This window comes from Hyphomicrobium sp. CS1GBMeth3 (assembly GCF_900117455.1).
In the GTDB taxonomy this organism is placed as follows: domain Bacteria; phylum Pseudomonadota; class Alphaproteobacteria; order Rhizobiales; family Hyphomicrobiaceae; genus Hyphomicrobium_C.
This window is the reverse complement of record NZ_FPHO01000003.1, coordinates 1,653,718-1,670,188: the sequence shown is the minus strand read 5'-3', so window position 1 is coordinate 1,670,188 and position 16,471 is coordinate 1,653,718. Positions and strand designations below refer to the sequence as shown.

The following is a 16,471-nucleotide window of genomic DNA, read 5'->3' as shown; positions in this document are numbered from 1 at the left end:
CTCACGCCTGGACAAGAACCTTGCTTTCTGACGTAATGACCTTCCGCACCCAACGGGGATCATAAACCGAGTCCAGATATTTCTCTCCGAGGTCTGCGGAGATGGCGACGATCGTGTCTCCGGACCTGAACTCCGGAGCCAGCTTCTCGATCGCGGCCAGCACGGTGCCGGTGCTTCCGCCGACGAGCAGGTGATACTTGCGAACGAAGGAGAGGCACGCCTCGATCGTCGTCGCCTCGTCGATTGCTACGACTCTGTCTGGGTCAGCCAAGTCGGCGAGCCTCGGCCTTTCGCTGGTTCCGATTCCCGGAATGTGCCGCTTTCTGGGCTGACCTCCGAATGTGACCGAACCTTCGGGCTCGACAGCCACAATCCTTATCTTGGGATACGTTTGGCGTAGTTGCTCGGAAATCCCAGCAAGCGTTCCCGTGGTGCCGGCGCCGACGAAAATCCAGTCGACGGTGCCAAACTCGTGCGCGATCTCGTTCGCGGTTTGCTCCGCGTGGACGTTCTTATTCGCGATGTTGTCGTACTGATTGAGCCATACAGCGTGAGGCTCCGTTTCAAGTATGCGATCTATGATTTTGAATCTATTTGCAAGGAACCCACCGTTAGTGCCGCAATCGTCGACCACGCAGACGTTGGCACCATAGAGTTCCATGCCTCTGATATTAGCGCGCGTGGCATTGGAATCCGTCACGCATATGAACTTGTATCCTTTGATGGCGCAGACCAAGCTCAGCGCGACGCCAAGATTCCCCGATGACGATTCAACGATAACTGTCTCGCCGGGCTTGGCAACGCCGCGCTGCTCCAGATCCTCGATCAGTCCAATGGCGGTCTTGATCTTGATCGAGCCGGTTACATTAAAGCCCTCAAGCTTCAGGAAGACGTCGTGATCGCCAGCGAAGGCTCTGAGACGATAGAACACGTCCCGAAAAATTATATCCAGCGGCGATTCAACAATCATAGCATAGCATCCCTTCGGGGCACTCCAGGGGCACTTTCGGGATATAGGAAGTAGTACCGATGCGCTCAACTGTGCGTGCACAGCAGCATTCGATCTGCAGCAGGTTTTGCGGAGCACTGTCAGATTTGAGAATACCTAGGGGACTCGAGGTGCTCTGTGCCTCGGCAAGAGGGCTGACGCCAGTGAGGTGCGGAACGGCACGAAAGGGGTGCTTTTGCGTGGCGCGGCCTTTCTTCCAACCCTGGCGCTTCACGAAGCGGCGCTGAATCCGCTAGTGGAGGGATAGGTTTCGGCCGCGATGCACTCGAATTCGATTGGGCCCGAACTAGGTGTTGTTCAAGCGACAGCGACCGCGGGTGATATGGTGCCACGTGCTTGAGGGAATGTCCGGGAACAGCTCGGCTTCGATCAACCAGAGAGACCAGAGGGGCAGATCGAAGAGATCCTCAACATCCGGGCGAACCTGCTCGCCCTCCAGGAACTTTCGAAGATGATTCATCGCGTCAGAAAGCGGACAGATGACTGCCACCGTGAGGTGCGGCTCGCGTGGGTGGAGCTTATTGGCGGTCGCCTTGGCCCGCCGCCGTGGTTCTTAGCCAATTGCGTCCTCAGGACACCAAGCGCACGACATCGGAGAACTTCGACCTGATAAATTGCCTCAGAGACTTGGAAAGGGCATCGTAATCACGTGCGCGCGGCGAGCTACTCCTGGAGACCAGAACAATTGTGCGTCCAGTCTTAGCATCGGGTAATTTGGCTACCTTCACATTCGCGTCCTTCGGAATTTCGGACCGCACATACAGCGCGGGGAAGAGCGCTATCCCCATACCCATACCCACCATGATCCTTAGTGTGTCGAGACTTGTCCCTTCATAATCGAGCTGCAGCTCTGCCCCATACTTTTCACATACATCGCGAACCTGTCGATGCAGAATATGTCCTGGCTCGAGTGTCAGAACCGCTTCTCCTTTTAGGTCACCGGGCAACAGTGCCGTCTTTTCAGACAGTCGGTGACCGCTTGGTATGGCAACCACGATCGGTTCCCAGAAAAGGGGGCGGATTTGGAGGTTGGTACTCCCAATAGGCAAAGACGTGAAAACCGCGTCGTGCTTACCTCGGTGCAGATTGGCGATAAGATCCTCAGAGAGTTCCTCGCGCACATAGAGCTTGAGCTGAGGATGTACATGGTGAATGTCGGGCAAGAGCTCAGGCAGCATGTATGGGCCGAGTGTCGGCAGGACGCCAATGCGCACGGTGCCGACAACGCCCTTTTTTCCCGCTCTGGCGATCTCGCGAATCTCCTCCACGCTCCTAAGAGCAATTTCTGCGCGTTCAAGGATGAGACGTCCTGCAGGCGTTAAGTGGGCGCCATGCTGTGCCCGTTCGACAAGTGCCAGTCCTAGGCGTTTTTCGAATGCTGCAAGCTGAGTGCTGAGAGTGGGCTGAGTAACGTGGCACAGCTCGGCAGCCCGGGCGAAATGGTGCGTCTCCGCAATCGCAGCGAGGTATTGAAGCTGTTTCAGACTAGGCATCGTTACTCGCATTACCCATTGTTATTTTCTATGAGAGATGGGGTTGATTTTAATTGGAATCAATATCGAGCTCCAGCTAGCTTCGCAGCAAAACAACATCAGCATCGGCGAGCTAGAGAGCCCGGGAAATGCAGATGTGACCTACCCCGAGCAGTTCCGCGGAGGACGACCGCCGGTGATACGAAAGTCGGCTTCAATGATGTCGGGCGTTGACGTGTATGTCATTTGGTCCGGCGCACCTCGGTATTTGGCCCGAGTGCCTAGAAGAACCGGCTGAGAGCGTGGCACGATGCATGCGCGTACAGTGCGGCGAGTGCGTCTGCACTACACAGGCCTCCGTGAACATCGCTCCTTCTATCGCAGTCTCCTTATTTTGCTGCAGCACATCGATCGGGTTTGCCCCTGGGTGCGCGTCACACGGCATGCAAAAGCCGTTCACGACACCGATCCGCTAGTGGCTTGACCGTCATTCTTGCGGTTGGGTGCGGCAAGGCTGCTATGCGCTCAGCCGGTCCCTTTGGCAGGGCGCACGACACAGAGGGCAAATCTTGTCTTGATTGTTTCAGCTTCTTGCTTGCCCGCTGGCCGTTCTACGAATGACGCCTTCTACAGCGGCTGCACGCCTGGAGGCATGTGGCCGATTTCCGGCCAATTGAAAATTTCAATCATGGGGCCGGTTGTGTTCAATTGGAACCTATCGAACCAAATCTCCACATGCGGATCAGCGGCGGTTTCTTCCGTCGACCCAACCAGTCTGCATCTGCAGACAAATCTGTGGAGTAGGAGCCATGATCACAAAGTTGGTGGCCACCGTCACGGCGGCCGCATTTCTCCTGGCCGGTCCCGCATGGTCATTGACGATTGCCAATGAGGACGCCGACGAGCGCGAGGTCACTCTCAGTCACGCCGGAACGGATCACAAGCTCAAGATAGGTGCCGGTGATTCCGCAACCGTGGATCAAGAGTTCTGTGCTGAGGGCTGTAGCGTAGCCGGTCCCAACGGCGAGGCGGTAATGTCTCAGATCGGAGACTCCCTCTTCGTCAAGGATGGCGAGGTACTTAAGACTCAGGCCGAGTAGCGAGCCAACCATCACGGGAGGATGCAACGTAGCCGATGCGTTCTCCCTCATCGCAAATATCGAACCCAAGGAACTCCGTGATGCAGAACCATGCATACGCATATGCGTGGCTTGCCTGTGCCGCCGTGGCGACACCGGCAATCGCCAATGATGAGCTGACGAAGCTCGCCGAGACCCCGGCCAACTGGGCCATGCAAACGGGTGACTATGCCAACACCCGCTATTCGAAGCTCGATCAGATCAACACCGAGAACGTGAAGGATCTAAGGGTGGTCTGGCAGTTCTCCACCGGCGTCCTGCGTGGACATGAAGGCTCGCCGCTGGTCGTGGACAACATCATGTATGTCCACGGTCCGTTTCCGAACCCCGTCTATGCGCTCGATCTCGATAATGATCAAAGGATCCTGTGGAGCTATGAGCCTAAGCAGGATCCGTCCGTCATTCCGGTCATGTGCTGCGACACTGTCAATCGTGGCGTTGCCTACGGCGAAGGCATGATCATCCTGCACCAGGCTGATACGACGGTCGTGGCGCTCGACGCGAAGACCGGCAAGGAGATGTGGAAGGTCGTGAACGGCGATCCCAAGAAGGGGGAAACCGGCACGAGCGCGCCCGTTGTCATCAAGGACAAGGTTATCGTCGGAATCTCCGGCGCCGAGTTCGGCGTGCGCGGCCACATTACTGCGTACAATCTCAAAGACGGTAAGCAAGTGTGGCGCGCCTACACGATCGGTCCGGATAACGAGATCCTGATGGATCCCGAGAAGACGATGTCACTTGGCAAACCTGTCGGCAAAGACAGCTCGCTCAAGACATGGACCGGAGATCAATGGAAGATCGGCGGCGGCACCACCTGGGGCTGGTATTCTTGGGATCCCGATCTCAATCTCTTCTACTATGGGACGGCTAATCCTTCGACTTGGAACCCGGTGCAGCGGGCCGGACCCGACGGCAAGCCCATTGATCAGAAGTGGACCATGAGCATCATCGCCCGCAATCCCGACACGGGCATGGCCGCATGGGCCTACCAGATGACGCCGTTTGACGAATGGGACTACGATGGCGTTAACGAGATGATCCTCGTCGACGACATGGAGATCGGCGGCAATAAGCATAACGTACTCGTGCACTTCGACCGCAACGGCTTCGGGTACACGCTCGACCGAGCAACGGGGGAGATCCTCGTCGCCAAGCCCTACGACAAGGACCTCAACTGGTCGACAGGCGTGGTCATGGACAAGTCAAGCCCCGAGTATGGACGACCGCAGGTCGTCCCGGAGAAGTCCACTTTCCTTAGTGGTCAGGACGTCAACACCAAGAATATCTGCCCCGCGGCCCTGGGCTTCAAAGACCAGGAGCCGGCGGCCTACTCGCCGCTGACAGGCCTCTTCTATATTCCCGTCAACAACGTCTGCATGGACTACGAACCGTTCAAGGTCTCGTACACACCCGGCCAGCCCTATGTCGGGGCGACACTGTCCATGTTTCCGCCTGAGGGCCAAGACCATACCGGGCACGTGACGGCTTGGGATGCGGCCAAGGGCGAAATCGTCTGGAAGCACGATGAGCCATTCTCGGTTTGGTCAGGCATTCTGACGACGGCCGGTGGCATCTTCTGTCACGGCACGCTTGAGGGTTACTTCAAGTGCCGCGATCAAAAGGACGGCAAAGAGCTGTTCAAGCACCGCTTGCCTTCCGGCTCAATCGGCAACGTGTTCACCTACGAGCACAAGGGCAAGCAGTACGTCGGTCTATACTCCGGCGTCGGCGGCTGGGCTGGGATCGGTCTTGCCGCTGGCCTCGACAAACCGACTGACGGCCTCGGAGCGGTTGGCAACTACGCGGGACTGAAGGAGTTCACCGCTCTCGGCGGCACGCTGACGGTCTACTCGCTGCCATAATCCGCAACAAATGAACAAGCATTGAGGGCCGGTGCAGTCGAATCCCCGCCTGCACCGGCCCTGGGTTTTTCCTCAGTGGGCCCCGCAGAGGGTTTAGCAGAGATATCTGTCAGGCGCCTGCTACGTGTGTGCCAGTCAGTCTGATCGATTGATCTGGCTGGAGCAGCTGAAACCCTGCTCTTGGTCCTCCGCTAGGACTTAGGTGTTGACTTAAGCAGACGGCTTCCGGTGAGGCTTCTCCCACAAGCCCAAATTGCTGCCGTTCCCTATTAACCTCTCTGCCTTGCCCGCTCGGCGAGCAAATCCGATGGAGGAAAGGCGGGCATCGAATCCATCACATGATCATGCTTCATGCCATCCAGGTATTCGACCGGCCTACTGCGAAGAGCGGACCTATCCAGTATGCGCCAAAACGGCTCGGACTCTTAGCGACTCACGCGGTGAGATCATCGTCAGCCTCTCCACCGACGACGTTCGCACAACCAATCGGCTCATCTTCGCCAATAGCAACATAGTGACCGCATTCTCGCCAAAGCTCATTTTAAGTGAACGTAACGCCAGAGCTGAGAATCATCGATCCTGAAGAAGCGATATCGCGATTGAGATGGGTTTCTTCCCTTCCAAGGGCGCTTGTCGTCGTTCACATCCCAATTTGTTGAAGTTACCTTCAGCGACATAAGCTCCACTTCCCATTCTATGTCGGGTGCCGCCTCGTCCTTGGGACCAAGGGCCGACGATCCCTTGGACTTCGGGATCGCTAGCGAGCGCTTGATATAAGTCGTTCCGTACTTCGTAGGCTTCGTGAAACCTCTGTGGCGTGACTCCAGCGCGTCGCAGTTCGCGCTCATGCGTAGTCAGAACCGATTTGGTGGAATCAATCACAGTACGGTTCGTCAATTCGTTACGGGCAACATCCTCCACGTGTTCGATGACGCCCGTCTCAACAGGTGCGGTCTTCTCTGCCATCAACTCCCCCTAACCCCGGAGGCTCACCCCGCCTCCGGAAGGCGCAGCTGTAGATGCCCTTCGGGCAGATCTGGAAATCCAGGCGACCGTCCAGAGACGAGGTCGTTTCGAGATGCCCTTCGCGCCGAACTCGCCGCGATCGGCGACGACGCCAAAGCTCCAAGCAATAAAGCCGTCTACGGCGATCTCCAAAGCAATCAGAGAGCTTGCAGACTGCCTTCACGGTAAGCACTCAAAGCTCGGGTGCGAAACTGTTTGCGACGCCGGGCTAATGGAAAAGGGGAGCAGCCAAGGCTTTAGCTGCCGTACTGTGGCTGTCGCGGCCTGCGTGCCAGCTTTTGCCGCGACGGCAGCTCGCAATAAGATCCCAAGCTACGACATCCGCAATCGTACCCGACACGAGAGCGTGCAGACTGTCGAAGCTACATCCGGGAGGCAAACAAGCTAACGGTTTTTAGGAATCGGTCTGACGTTCAACGCCGCCCGACCTGTGAAAGTGCTCCCACCACGAATGCGACGCCAGCGGCGATAACGACGGCATCGAGCGGGCGTTGCCTTGCAAAGCGCTTGGTCGATCTGAAGACGTATTCGATAAAGTCGGCAGGACGCTCGTAAGCAACCTCAGCCGTATGTGAAATGTTTTCGGCGGTTTCTGATGCGACCTCCGATACTCTATCCGCAACGTCCCTGGCGGTCGCTTTGATATCGTCGAGTGCCTCCTGACCGAGCTCTGCGGCGATGCCGGAGTCAGACAAGTCCTTCGGGTCTTTAGGGGTGGAGTCAGCGTCTTGCATTCTAACCAAGCCTGAATTGATTTCGAACCATTTGCGTCCAGGAACATAGATAGGGCGACGCAACCGTCGCCCTATCTTTGTCTCCTATCGCTGACCGCCGGGGTCCTGGTCCCCGCCCTGCTGCCTGTCGCGACCGCCTTGGCCTCCTTGCTGTTGCCGGCGGCGCTCTTCCGCCTGCCGCTGTTCGTCGGTTTGCTTTTGGCCGCCCTGCTGGTCCTGCTGGCGGTCGCGCTCGTTCTGACCGCTCTGTCGGCGGTTCGGGTCGTTATTGGCCATAGCCGTTTTCTCCTGTTGTGTTTCTGCAAAACATGAGCAATGGCGGCAAAGTTCCTACGGCCAAAATAAATTCCATCCTGAACAGGGGAAGCGCAGGCCGCAGTCGAATCGCTGGAACAGCGTTGTGTTTCGCATGTTGTGCTCCACGTCGGGGATTCGGCTCAGGAGCATCAAAATGAAAAAGACAACCTTGCTCATTTGCACAAGCGCAGCCGCTCTCTCCGTTATGGCGGGATCGGCGTTGGCACAAAGTCCAGATGGAGGCGGCCCGAGTGGAGCTGCACCCTCATCCAGAGACATGCCGTCACCTGGTGCGACGGCGCCGCCGGGTATGGAATCGGACAAGGGGCCCGCACTCGAGCGTGGCCCGGCATCTGAAAAAGGCCTGCGAGGACGAGACCGCTCCGAAGGAATGGAGCGCATGGACGGCGCGCGATCCGGCGGTTCTGCCGACGCGCAAAAAGGTCGAGACGATGCAGCCACGACGGGCGAGTCAAGCGGAGAGGCAGGCCGCGACGGCTCCAAGTCAGCAGATGATCGAAAGGAACGTTCGAAAGAGTCAGCAGAGGACCGGAAACCCGAAGGCAGCGCAACATCGGGCGCGTCCGAAGGCACTGCCGGTACTGATAGCCCGAAAGGCAGCGTAACCCAGCTGTCGGGCGAAAAGCGGACCAAGGTCCAGTCCGCGTTCCGGTCTCACAAGTCCGAAGCCGTCGTCAAAGATATCAGCATCGACCTCAACATCGGCGTCTCTGTTCCACGTAGCGTGACGCTCTATACCGTGCCGCAAGAGGTCATCGTCATCGTGCCGGAGTACCGCCGCTACAAGTACTTCATCTTCGAAGACAAGGTGGTGATCGTGGATCCCGATACGTTGGCGATCGTCGACATCCTAATCGTCGCGTAGGCCGGAGGCTGTGGGGCGCGCTGGCGCCCCACAGTTTTATCCTGCCTAGGCGGCTCAGTACATTGAGGAAAAGCCATTTGATAGCCGCCGCGGTCGGGATGGGTCCGATCGTCAGAATGGTTCGGGCGTTAGATCCACGCGGCAGCCCCTTTTGAACTCGGCTCGTCACCTGAACGCGCTGTCGTCAGCGACACTCTAGCGGATGGGGGGCGCCGCTGTCGGCGCCCCCAACGACCTCAGTCATCTTCACAAACAACGGCAAGCTCTTTCTCGGCCTCTTCGCGAGTCACATAGGCTCGATCGCCGATCACCACGACTGTTTCCTCGGTAGGCCTAGTCTCAACAATCTTGCACTCCTTATCGTCGCCTTCACGAACGATATAATATTCTTCAGCGATCGCGGGGGAGCAGATCGCCAGAATTGCCACAGTAGCCCACACTATTCTCTTCATTTTTTTTTGGCTCCAAGCATTCGCTGTGATGAGCACGTTGCGCAGAATTAAACACTCGTCCTTTGCCTAATGTTCCGCGGAAACACAGGCTGTCTGGACTGCGAAAGGCAAACGCAGCGGCCGATAGGCGGGAACGCTTTCGCGGGGAGCGCAATTTAATCCACAAAGCGAAGATGAAAAGTCGAATGGAGGAATCTGTGCGTAGCTTATTCGTCATCTGCGCTACCGTCGCTTTTGGCGCCGGTGCATTCGCTCAGGAGGTTTATGTCGACGGCGATGTTCCAAATGCTGGCGGCACCGTTGAGATGTACTCCGATGACACCGCCGTCGCTGTTCCCCCTGACCACTCAGATGTCCGGGTTTATGGTTGGAGAGAGTTGAGGCCAGACGATTGCGGCACGTTCAAATACTGGAACGGAGAGTATTGCGCAGATGCGCGTGACGAACCGGCGCGCGCGCCAGCCGAATAGCCAGCCGGTTGCGGGGGTGCGCGCAAATTTGTGGGGAGTTATTGTAAGGAGCTTTCAATGACAAAATTGCTCGTGTCCCTTCTTGGTGCATTTCTAGCGGCGTCCACCCCGGCCATGGCTCAGTCGTCCGGCGCGTCGCCATTGGACCCAAACAATGAGCGCAATCAACGGCCGGCGCCGAGTAATGCCGGACCAGCGAATCCTGGCACGGACACACCCGCAGCGCGTGTGCCGACGGCACCCGAGGATATCTACGCGGCCGAGAGGGAAGAAGGTGGCGCCGACGGGACATCGACCGGCGAAGCGGGCTATGAAATCGAACCCGTTGAACCTGTCCCTCCCCCGAACGCGCCTTACTAGGCAAAGTAAAGCTTAGATGAACTTAGGACGTGAGGCCTTCCTCTTTGCAAGCGCGAAATGGCGATTGGCGCGCCGTCGCTCTCGACGAGGGGGGCCGCGCTGCCGAAAGACGGTGGCCAGGAGTGGCTACTGCTTGAGCGTTTCGCGAATCTGTCCCGTCAAGTATTGATCCAAAACCCATGATGCGAGGAATCACGGCTCAGGGAGCTTATCTTTGGAAAGCGCAAAGAATGCAGCCGGTAGGCGTAAAACGAGGCAAGCAGAACACTCACGATCATTTACGCCTCAACGGTTGAACACCGTCGCCCAGCATCCGCCAAACGTCGTCGTTTCGCCGTTGCTCAAGGCGTTGGACGCCCCGGTTTTCACTTCAATATCCGCAATGTTCGCGTTCAGAAAGACAGCTACCTTCATCGCGTGCTGAATATCGATTGGGGGTGAAAGTTTGATCCGAACGTTGTGGCTCTCATCGAGCAGGCACCATGGTGCTCCGCCGCTGCCCGCTTTGACCACAAATGTGAACTTCCTGGCCACCGATGCCTCGCTCGAGGTGCAAGGGAACGCCGACCCTCGGAACCTCGCGGGGCTGGGCACTTCTCCTAAATAGTCACCTTCGCCTGCAAGCTATCCCGCACGGCTTTGTTGACAAACTGTCATAAGTGATAGGTGCTTGAGGGAGGCAAGAGAGTCCATCCCTTACAATCGGACCCCGGCTCTCCGGGTTTCCCTCGCGGTCAAACGTCCAGCACCTAGGAAGAGCACGGAGAACGCAGCGCTCTGCGGGCTGCGGCGCAGCTTAGACGCCTGCGTAGGCTTTAGACTTCAGCAGACTTGCTAGGTGCGCGGCGTTCGAGGCTAGCATCCGTGTCGTTTGAACAGTCTTGTCGTAAGGCGTTTCGAGATCCTTGTAGTCGGTCGCACCCATGGCTTGGCCAACCCAATAGGTGCCGGCGCCTGCCGCCAACGTGAACCCCACATCGTTGAGCGCCTGAAAGATCTCGGCATGACAGTGATGGGCGCCGTCCTCGTTGCCAACGATTGCTACCACAGCCACCTTGCCGAAGGGCGGCATGCGCTTCTTCTCGTCCGTCTCGCCAAGGAAGGCATCCATGCGCTCCAGCACTCGTTTGGCGACGCTCGACGGCTGACCGAGCCAGATCGGAGTGCCGAAAACGAGAATGTCAGCGGCCAGAATTTTCTTTCGCAATGCTGGCCAGTCATCGTCAGAGCCCTCGTTGGAGGTGACTCCCGGCTTGATATTGAGATCGACCACTCGCACGACTTCGCCGGAAATCCCGTATTGACCGAGCTCAGACAGCACCTCGTGTAGCAGTTTGTCCGTCGAAGACACAGCTTCGGACACCTTCAAGGTGCAATTCAGCGCTAGCGCGGCAAGAGCCATCAGCTCCCCCAAAAAACTGCGTCTTGATTTAGTGTTTCAATGCAACCCCTTGCGTCCCGGCCTGTTCCGCCATCCTGTGGCCTGCCTTTCGGGCATCCCTTATTCAATATGGCGACTACCCGGCCAGGAACGTAATGCCACGTGGCGTCCATTCATCAGCCCTCACCATAAGCAGAACGGACGAAGGCGGAGCGAGTTGTGGAACATGGTCCCCCCAGGGCAGGCGGTGTCATTTGCGGCAGCATTCGACTATCAAACGTGGTCGGGTCGAGCATCATGAACGATAAAACGTGCGCAAGGGACTGGGCGCCTCCGCAAGTCGTGGGACGCCCGAAATGAGGCGCCAAGCTAGCCGCTAGCTCGACCCGATAGCGTGAAAAGCGATTTCTAGACGCTTTAGCTCGCTCACCAGTTCGGTTTTTGGTCTGTCGGCGGACCGGCTCTGATGAACATTGCTCGCCAGTTTCTAAAGTATGACGCTTGATCAGTTCTTCTTTGAGGTGCGCCTCCGGTATCAAGTTTCGCATTTTCTTTGGCATCGATGCCTCCCTAACTTGTAGAGAAGCAACTTATTCCTCGGCTTTGCGGTTCCTGGTCGGAATCCCACTTCGGGGTAAGCACGGCTATTGAGGGTAAAGACAACTGTGTTGCAGGAATACTTCGCAATAGGATGTCAGCGCCGGTCAGCCCCTGGCCACCAAGTGCGGCTCCACCAGCATGTTTTTCGGCGGTGCGTTCTAACAGACCGATGAAACCGTTGCGGCTGGCAGAGCGGTCCAAAGCACCGCCAGCCCCGAAAGCGCCGCCAGAGCCAGCGTGACCTTCGCCAGGAATGTGTCCTCCTTGTCGTTTTCGGCTTCGACGAGCCGACGCGAGGCATCGATGCAAACAATGGCGAGAAGAAGAAAAGCGACGAGGGTCAGCCCTAAGACCATGCCCGCAATCACGGCCGCTGGCTCGGCCACAAGCGGATCGTTGCCAACGGACAAAGAGCACGCGACCGAAATCAGGACGTAAACGATGCCGAAGAAGCTGAGGAACACCGCCGGACCTGCCAAGGCCTCGATGAACTCCCGAATATGTCGCCTGCGCGCGCTCATCCCTCAGCCTCCCACAAGCCGCGGGAATCCATGGACGAGCAGAAGGCCAAGCATCCCTTGTCCGACCGCATAGAGCCAAAGCAGATAGGTGGTCTGCATCGACAGGCAGCGTTCGCGGTCGAGTAGCCCCGTCCAATAGCGCGCGATCACGAAGGCCGCCGCGATCACGACCAACACGACCAGCATTCCCTGCAGCCCGATCGCAAGATACGTCAGTGCGGCATATGCGTTTGCACTGGGGTGTACGCCCACTCGCATGTGCGCGGCGATATCAAACGCAAGAGAGACAGCGAGTGCGAGTGCGGCCAGTGCGACGACGGGCGGAAAAGCAACGTTGGCACTTCCGGGCTCAGGAAGATAAAGGCGCGCCAGGTGAATGAGCGCGCCGCTGGCAGCGAGCAGGACTGCAGACGCCAATGCCCACTGCGCGGGTGGCAGCGCCGAAAGTGTAGGGTCCGGCCAGACCTGTGGCGAAACCGTCCAAAGGTACAGATATGAAAACACGAACGCGAGGTAGAGCGCGGCGCCCACGAGCATGAGCAGCACCATCGCCCACCAAGAAATCGATTGCGGCCCGGTGGCGTAGCTTGGCACGCGATAACCTTCTGCGATCTCGACAGGTCCTTTGTCAGGACCTGGGTCGGTGTCCCACACCCAGATCCAAATCGAAACCAGCGCCAACGCCGCAAATATTGCAGCAGGGACGACCTGCCTTATGGTGAGCGATAAGAAGATCAGCGCGATGAACAAGGCGGCGCCCACGTGCGCCCAACCCGGCATCGGTAGGCGCATGACAAACTCGGGCTCGGCATCAATGGCGGAAGTGGCCAGAGTCTCGCGGCCTCCGGTCGGATTGCCCGGAAGGTAATAGCGGCCTGCCTCGACGTCCTCGCCTAGGTGAGGGTCGCTCCAGGCTGGATACCGATTTGTGACGATGGGCATAGACCGTATGCCATACACATCGTTCGGCAGCCATTCGAGCGTTCCGGCGTTCCAGATGTTTCCGAGCGTATCTCGCGAGGTGATGCGATAGCGACGCATGAGGTCGACCACGACAAGGAGAACGCCCGCGGCGAACACAGCAGCACCAACCGTCGAGATGAGGTTCAGCGTGGCCCATCCGACCTCCTCCGGATAGGTGTAGACGCGGCGCGGCATGCCGGCGAGGCCTGTCAGATGCATGGTGAAGAACGCCACATTGAAGCCGATGAACATCAGCCAGAATGCCCATTTGCCCAACCTCTCAGAGAGGCGATGGCGGCTGAAGACCGGCGTCCAATAGTAGATGGCGGCGAAGAGCGGAAACACCATGCCTCCGATCAGCACGTAGTGGAAATGGGCGACGACGAAATAGGTGTCGTGTACCTGTTGGTCGAAGGGGACCATGGCGACCATGACGCCTGTAAGTCCGCCAAGCACGAAGATGAACAGGAAGCCAACCACGAACAATCCCGGCACCGTGAACCTGATGCGACCCGCAGCAATGGTTGCGATCCATGAGAAAACCTGAATGCCGCTTGGAAGCGATACGGCCATGCTTGCGGCCGAGAAGAAATTCTGGGACAGAGCCGGCAATCCCGTGGTGAACATGTGGTGCACCCAGAGGCCGAAGCTGAAGAAGCCGGTTGCGATCAATGCGATCACGATCAGGCTGTGTCCTACAAGCGGCACCCCGACCATCGTCGGCAGGATCATCGATACGGCGCCTGCCGCGGGCAAGAAAATGATGTAAACTTCGGGGTGGCCGAAGAACCAGAACAGGTGCTGCCACAGCAGCGGGTCGCCACCTTTCGCCGCGATGAAGAATGGCCATCCGAATGCGCGCTCGAGCTCGAGCATCATGGTGGCAAGTATCAGCGCCGGAAATGCAACGATGACCATGCCGGCAAAGATCAGCATGCTCCAGGCAAAGATCGGCATGCGTGAGAGCGTCATGCCCGGGGCACGCGTGCGCAGCACGCCGATGATGATCTCGATGGCGCCGGCGATGGCCGATATTTCGATAAAGCCGATGCCGAGCAGCCAGAAATCCGCGCCGTATCCCGGCGAGTACGCCGCACTTGTCAAGGGCGGATACATGAACCAGCCGCCGCTCGGCGCGAGATCGAGAAACAGCGATAGAAAGAACACAGTGCCGCCGACGGTATAGGCCCAATAGGCAAAGGCGGTGAGACGTGGGAACGGCAAGTCTCGGGCGCCGAGCATCTGCGGCAACAAGAGAACACCAAGCGCTTCCACAACGGGCACGGCGAACAGAAACATCATCACCGAGCCATGCATGGTGAATATCTGATTGTAGACCTCCTGGCTCAGAAAGGTGTTACTCGGCACAGCCAACTGCAGGCGCATCAGGAGCGCGAGAATGCCGCCGAGCAGAAAGAAGACGAAGGCCGTGCCGACGTACCAGATGCCGACCCGCGTGTTGTTGATGTCTGTGAGTGAGCGCCAGCCGCGCGGTGTCTCCCAGGCTCGCTCGAGGGCCTCGAGTTCGCTTGGCGGCCGCGGCAGAGAATTGGGATAACCGTCCGCGGCGGTGGCGCTTGCGAGTTTATCGGTCATTATTTAAGGCTCGCGATATAGGCTGCCACGGCTTCGAGATCGCCGGCAGGAAGGTGCCGGAACTCCGGCATCAGGTTATTCGGCTTCAACCGATCGTTATCGGTGAGCCAGTACGCGATGTTCTGTTCCGACATCGCCAGCACCTCGCCGCCGATGGCCCCGCGGCTCGCCACGTGTGTGAGGTCCGGCCCCAGGCGGCCTGCTGAATCCGTTCCCCGCACGGCATGACAAACGATGCAATTGACGCGGAACACGTCCTGGCCGCGCGCAACCCGTGGATCGTCGGAAACCGCCATGGCAGGTCGCCGCTCGGCGGCAAGCCACGCGGCGTAATCGGCGGGCTCCATGGCCACAACGCGCAGCGCCATCATGGCGTGCGGGCCGCCGCAATATTCCGCGCACTGTCCGCGGTACGTTCCTGCACGCGTGGCGGTGAAGCGCAACTCGTTCGTGCGGCCCGGAATGAGATCGACCTTACCGGCGAGGGCCGGCACCCAGAAGCTATGAATGACGTCGGGCGAGGTCAGTTTGAGGCGCACCGGCCTGCCGACTTCAATGCGAATCTCGTTGGCGCTTGCGAACGCCGCCGCTACCGGATCTGTATAGGTGACACGCCACCACCAGCGCTCGCCTTGAACGTTGATTTCCTGCTCATCGTCATTCGGCGCGGCCGTTGCCGAGGCGAGCCAAAGCCCATAGACGAGCAAGGACGAGAGAACGACCGTTGGAAAGAGGATGCCCCCAAGTGCGATGGCCTCTGTGCTGCCGAGCGCGGCACGGATCCTATCTCCACCCAAGATCGCAAGGGCGGTTAACGCCATCACAAGCATGAAGATTGCCGCGCATCCAATGATGAGCAGCCACGTGAGACGTAACGCAGAACCCGCCTCAGGACTTGCCGGGATAAGTGTCGACTGTACGGTGCCGCAGCCCGGAAGAAGAAGTACGAGGAGCAACGTCATGAGCAGGGGGCTTTTTAGAACCGCAGCAGGTCGTGCGACGTCCGGATAACGGGCCTCGAGCGACGCAAACCAGCGTGCCGCCACGGCCACCCCCGCGGCCACGTAAGTGAGCGGGCATACGGCGATCATCATCAGGCCGGCAAGGTGTTGGTCCTCGATAGCGCTGAACGCGGCATGGCCGGCGTGGTGCGCGTGCGCCGCGTGAACGTCGTAAAGCAGCCGGGGGGAGAAGACGAGCACGGCCGCGAATAGGCAGAAGAGCTTTCCGGTTACGAGAAGTGCAAGGATGGCCTGCCACAAGCGGCGCTCAGCCAATCCGACGATCGCGCACCAGAACATGAGACCGGCCGCGTAGAGCGACGCGACCATCGCGACGTGCAGAGTGGTGCTCCCGTGCACTGCAGCGCCGAAGACCGGCGGCAGGTGCCAGAGCCAAATCAGAACGATTTGAACAACGGCCGCTGTGGCCAGCATCCGACCGGTCACCCGAGGGAGGAGATTACGCAACGTCCATGCACTCAACGGCGCCGCCACTCCGATCAGCGCAATGTGGTCCAGCATGTGCTGCGAAAGCGGGCCGAGTTTCAGCAGTGTGCCGAGCACAAGCGAAGCGAACAGGCTGGCGGCGGGCAGGACGGCGAGGGCTAGGCTTGCTCGAAGGCTAATGGCGCTGATGTCTTGGCGCAACTGCATCGCCACTCTCACCGTTTCCTCGTGTGCCGCTTCGGGACGGTTTTCGTT

The 16,471-nt window shown here is 58.6% G+C and carries 14 protein-coding genes; 4 read left to right on the top strand and 10 right to left on the bottom strand.

What is annotated here, in order from left to right:
* Window position 1: 1 nt before the first annotated feature.
* Both sbnA and CS1GBM3_RS15170 read right to left on the bottom strand, forming a co-directional pair.
* A complete protein-coding gene (gene sbnA / locus CS1GBM3_RS15175) occupies window positions 2–1,039 on the bottom strand; it encodes a 2,3-diaminopropionate biosynthesis protein SbnA (protein ID WP_139247938.1) in 1,038 nt (345 codons plus the stop codon).
* A 539-nt stretch (window positions 1,040–1,578) separates the two neighbouring features.
* Entirely contained in the window at window positions 1,579–2,502 is a 924-nt protein-coding gene (locus CS1GBM3_RS15170) for a hydrogen peroxide-inducible genes activator (protein ID WP_072396298.1), read from the bottom strand.
* Window positions 2,503–3,290: 788 nt separating this feature from the next.
* On the opposite strand from CS1GBM3_RS15170, the gene CS1GBM3_RS15165 reads away from it, so the two are divergent.
* Window positions 3,291–3,581 carry a hypothetical protein gene (locus CS1GBM3_RS15165; RefSeq protein WP_072396297.1) on the top strand — a complete coding sequence of 97 codons (291 nt, stop codon included), beginning with the start codon at window positions 3,291–3,293 and terminating at the stop codon, window positions 3,579–3,581.
* 80 nt (window positions 3,582–3,661) lie between these two features.
* Complete coding sequence (locus CS1GBM3_RS15160; protein WP_072396296.1) at window positions 3,662–5,482, top strand: methanol/ethanol family PQQ-dependent dehydrogenase; 1,821 nt, start codon at window positions 3,662–3,664, stop codon at window positions 5,480–5,482.
* 570 nt (window positions 5,483–6,052) lie between these two features.
* Here the strand turns inward: CS1GBM3_RS15160 and CS1GBM3_RS19600 are convergent.
* Window positions 6,053–6,448 carry a hypothetical protein gene (locus tag CS1GBM3_RS19600; RefSeq protein ID WP_139247937.1) on the bottom strand — a complete coding sequence of 132 codons (396 nt, stop codon included), beginning with the start codon at window positions 6,446–6,448 and terminating at the stop codon, window positions 6,053–6,055.
* Window positions 6,449–6,921: 473 nt separating this feature from the next.
* A complete protein-coding gene (locus tag CS1GBM3_RS15155; RefSeq protein ID WP_139247936.1) occupies window positions 6,922–7,242 on the bottom strand; it encodes a DUF883 C-terminal domain-containing protein in 321 nt (106 codons plus the stop codon).
* A gap of 138 nt (window positions 7,243–7,380) precedes the next feature.
* Between CS1GBM3_RS15155 and CS1GBM3_RS19845 the strand changes: the two genes are divergently transcribed.
* Both CS1GBM3_RS19845 and CS1GBM3_RS19840 read left to right on the top strand, forming a co-directional pair.
* Window positions 7,381–7,554, top strand: a complete 174-nt coding sequence (locus tag CS1GBM3_RS19845) for a hypothetical protein (RefSeq protein ID WP_171946507.1) — start codon at window positions 7,381–7,383, stop codon at window positions 7,552–7,554.
* 385 nt (window positions 7,555–7,939) lie between these two features.
* Window positions 7,940–8,425: a DUF1236 domain-containing protein gene (locus tag CS1GBM3_RS19840; RefSeq protein WP_171946506.1), complete on the top strand. Its 486-nt coding sequence runs from the start codon at window positions 7,940–7,942 to the stop codon at window positions 8,423–8,425.
* Between the two features lie 236 nt (window positions 8,426–8,661).
* Here the strand turns inward: CS1GBM3_RS19840 and CS1GBM3_RS15140 are convergent, their stop codons facing one another.
* The 6 genes from CS1GBM3_RS15140 to CS1GBM3_RS19345 all read right to left on the bottom strand — a co-directional run bounded on the left by CS1GBM3_RS15140 (window position 8,662) and on the right by CS1GBM3_RS19345 (window position 16,423).
* Complete coding sequence (locus tag CS1GBM3_RS15140; RefSeq protein WP_072396290.1) at window positions 8,662–8,877, bottom strand: hypothetical protein; 216 nt, start codon at window positions 8,875–8,877, stop codon at window positions 8,662–8,664.
* Between the two features lie 1,115 nt (window positions 8,878–9,992).
* Window positions 9,993–10,241: a hypothetical protein gene (locus tag CS1GBM3_RS15130; protein ID WP_139247934.1), complete on the bottom strand. Its 249-nt coding sequence runs from the start codon at window positions 10,239–10,241 to the stop codon at window positions 9,993–9,995.
* A gap of 262 nt (window positions 10,242–10,503) precedes the next feature.
* On the bottom strand, window positions 10,504–11,109 hold the full coding sequence (locus tag CS1GBM3_RS15125) for a flavodoxin family protein (RefSeq protein ID WP_072396287.1): 606 nt from the start codon (window positions 11,107–11,109) through the stop codon (window positions 10,504–10,506).
* 737 nt (window positions 11,110–11,846) lie between these two features.
* On the bottom strand, window positions 11,847–12,209 hold the full coding sequence (locus CS1GBM3_RS15120; RefSeq protein WP_072396286.1) for a hypothetical protein: 363 nt from the start codon (window positions 12,207–12,209) through the stop codon (window positions 11,847–11,849).
* Between the two features lie 3 nt (window positions 12,210–12,212).
* Complete coding sequence (gene ctaD / locus CS1GBM3_RS15115) at window positions 12,213–14,768, bottom strand: cytochrome c oxidase subunit I (RefSeq protein ID WP_072396285.1); 2,556 nt, start codon at window positions 14,766–14,768, stop codon at window positions 12,213–12,215.
* Window positions 14,768–16,423, bottom strand: a complete 1,656-nt coding sequence (locus CS1GBM3_RS19345; RefSeq protein WP_083567634.1) for a cytochrome c oxidase assembly protein — start codon at window positions 16,421–16,423, stop codon at window positions 14,768–14,770. The genes ctaD and CS1GBM3_RS19345 overlap by 1 nt, the downstream gene beginning before the upstream one ends.
* Between the last annotated feature and the right edge of the window lie 48 nt (window positions 16,424–16,471).

What these genes read in the sequence shown, in the direction of transcription:
- CS1GBM3_RS19345 (WP_083567634.1), bottom strand. Translation starts at nt 16,423, where the DNA reads ATGCAGTTGCGCCAAGACATCAGCGCCATTAGCCTTCGAGCAAGCCTA.
- CS1GBM3_RS19600 (WP_139247937.1), bottom strand. Translation starts at nt 6,448, where the DNA reads ATGGCAGAGAAGACCGCACCTGTTGAGACGGGCGTCATCGAACACGTG.
- CS1GBM3_RS15165 (WP_072396297.1), top strand. Translation starts at nt 3,291, where the DNA reads ATGATCACAAAGTTGGTGGCCACCGTCACGGCGGCCGCATTTCTCCTG.
- CS1GBM3_RS15160 (WP_072396296.1), top strand. Translation starts at nt 3,662, where the DNA reads ATGCAGAACCATGCATACGCATATGCGTGGCTTGCCTGTGCCGCCGTG.
- CS1GBM3_RS15125 (WP_072396287.1), bottom strand. Translation starts at nt 11,109, where the DNA reads ATGGCTCTTGCCGCGCTAGCGCTGAATTGCACCTTGAAGGTGTCCGAA.
- CS1GBM3_RS19840 (WP_171946506.1), top strand. Translation starts at nt 7,940, where the DNA reads ATGGACGGCGCGCGATCCGGCGGTTCTGCCGACGCGCAAAAAGGTCGA.
- CS1GBM3_RS15120 (WP_072396286.1), bottom strand. Translation starts at nt 12,209, where the DNA reads ATGAGCGCGCGCAGGCGACATATTCGGGAGTTCATCGAGGCCTTGGCA.
- CS1GBM3_RS15155 (WP_139247936.1), bottom strand. Translation starts at nt 7,242, where the DNA reads ATGCAAGACGCTGACTCCACCCCTAAAGACCCGAAGGACTTGTCTGAC.
- CS1GBM3_RS15140 (WP_072396290.1), bottom strand. Translation starts at nt 8,877, where the DNA reads ATGAAGAGAATAGTGTGGGCTACTGTGGCAATTCTGGCGATCTGCTCC.
- CS1GBM3_RS15170 (WP_072396298.1), bottom strand. Translation starts at nt 2,502, where the DNA reads ATGCCTAGTCTGAAACAGCTTCAATACCTCGCTGCGATTGCGGAGACG.
- ctaD (WP_072396285.1), bottom strand. Translation starts at nt 14,768, where the DNA reads ATGACCGATAAACTCGCAAGCGCCACCGCCGCGGACGGTTATCCCAAT.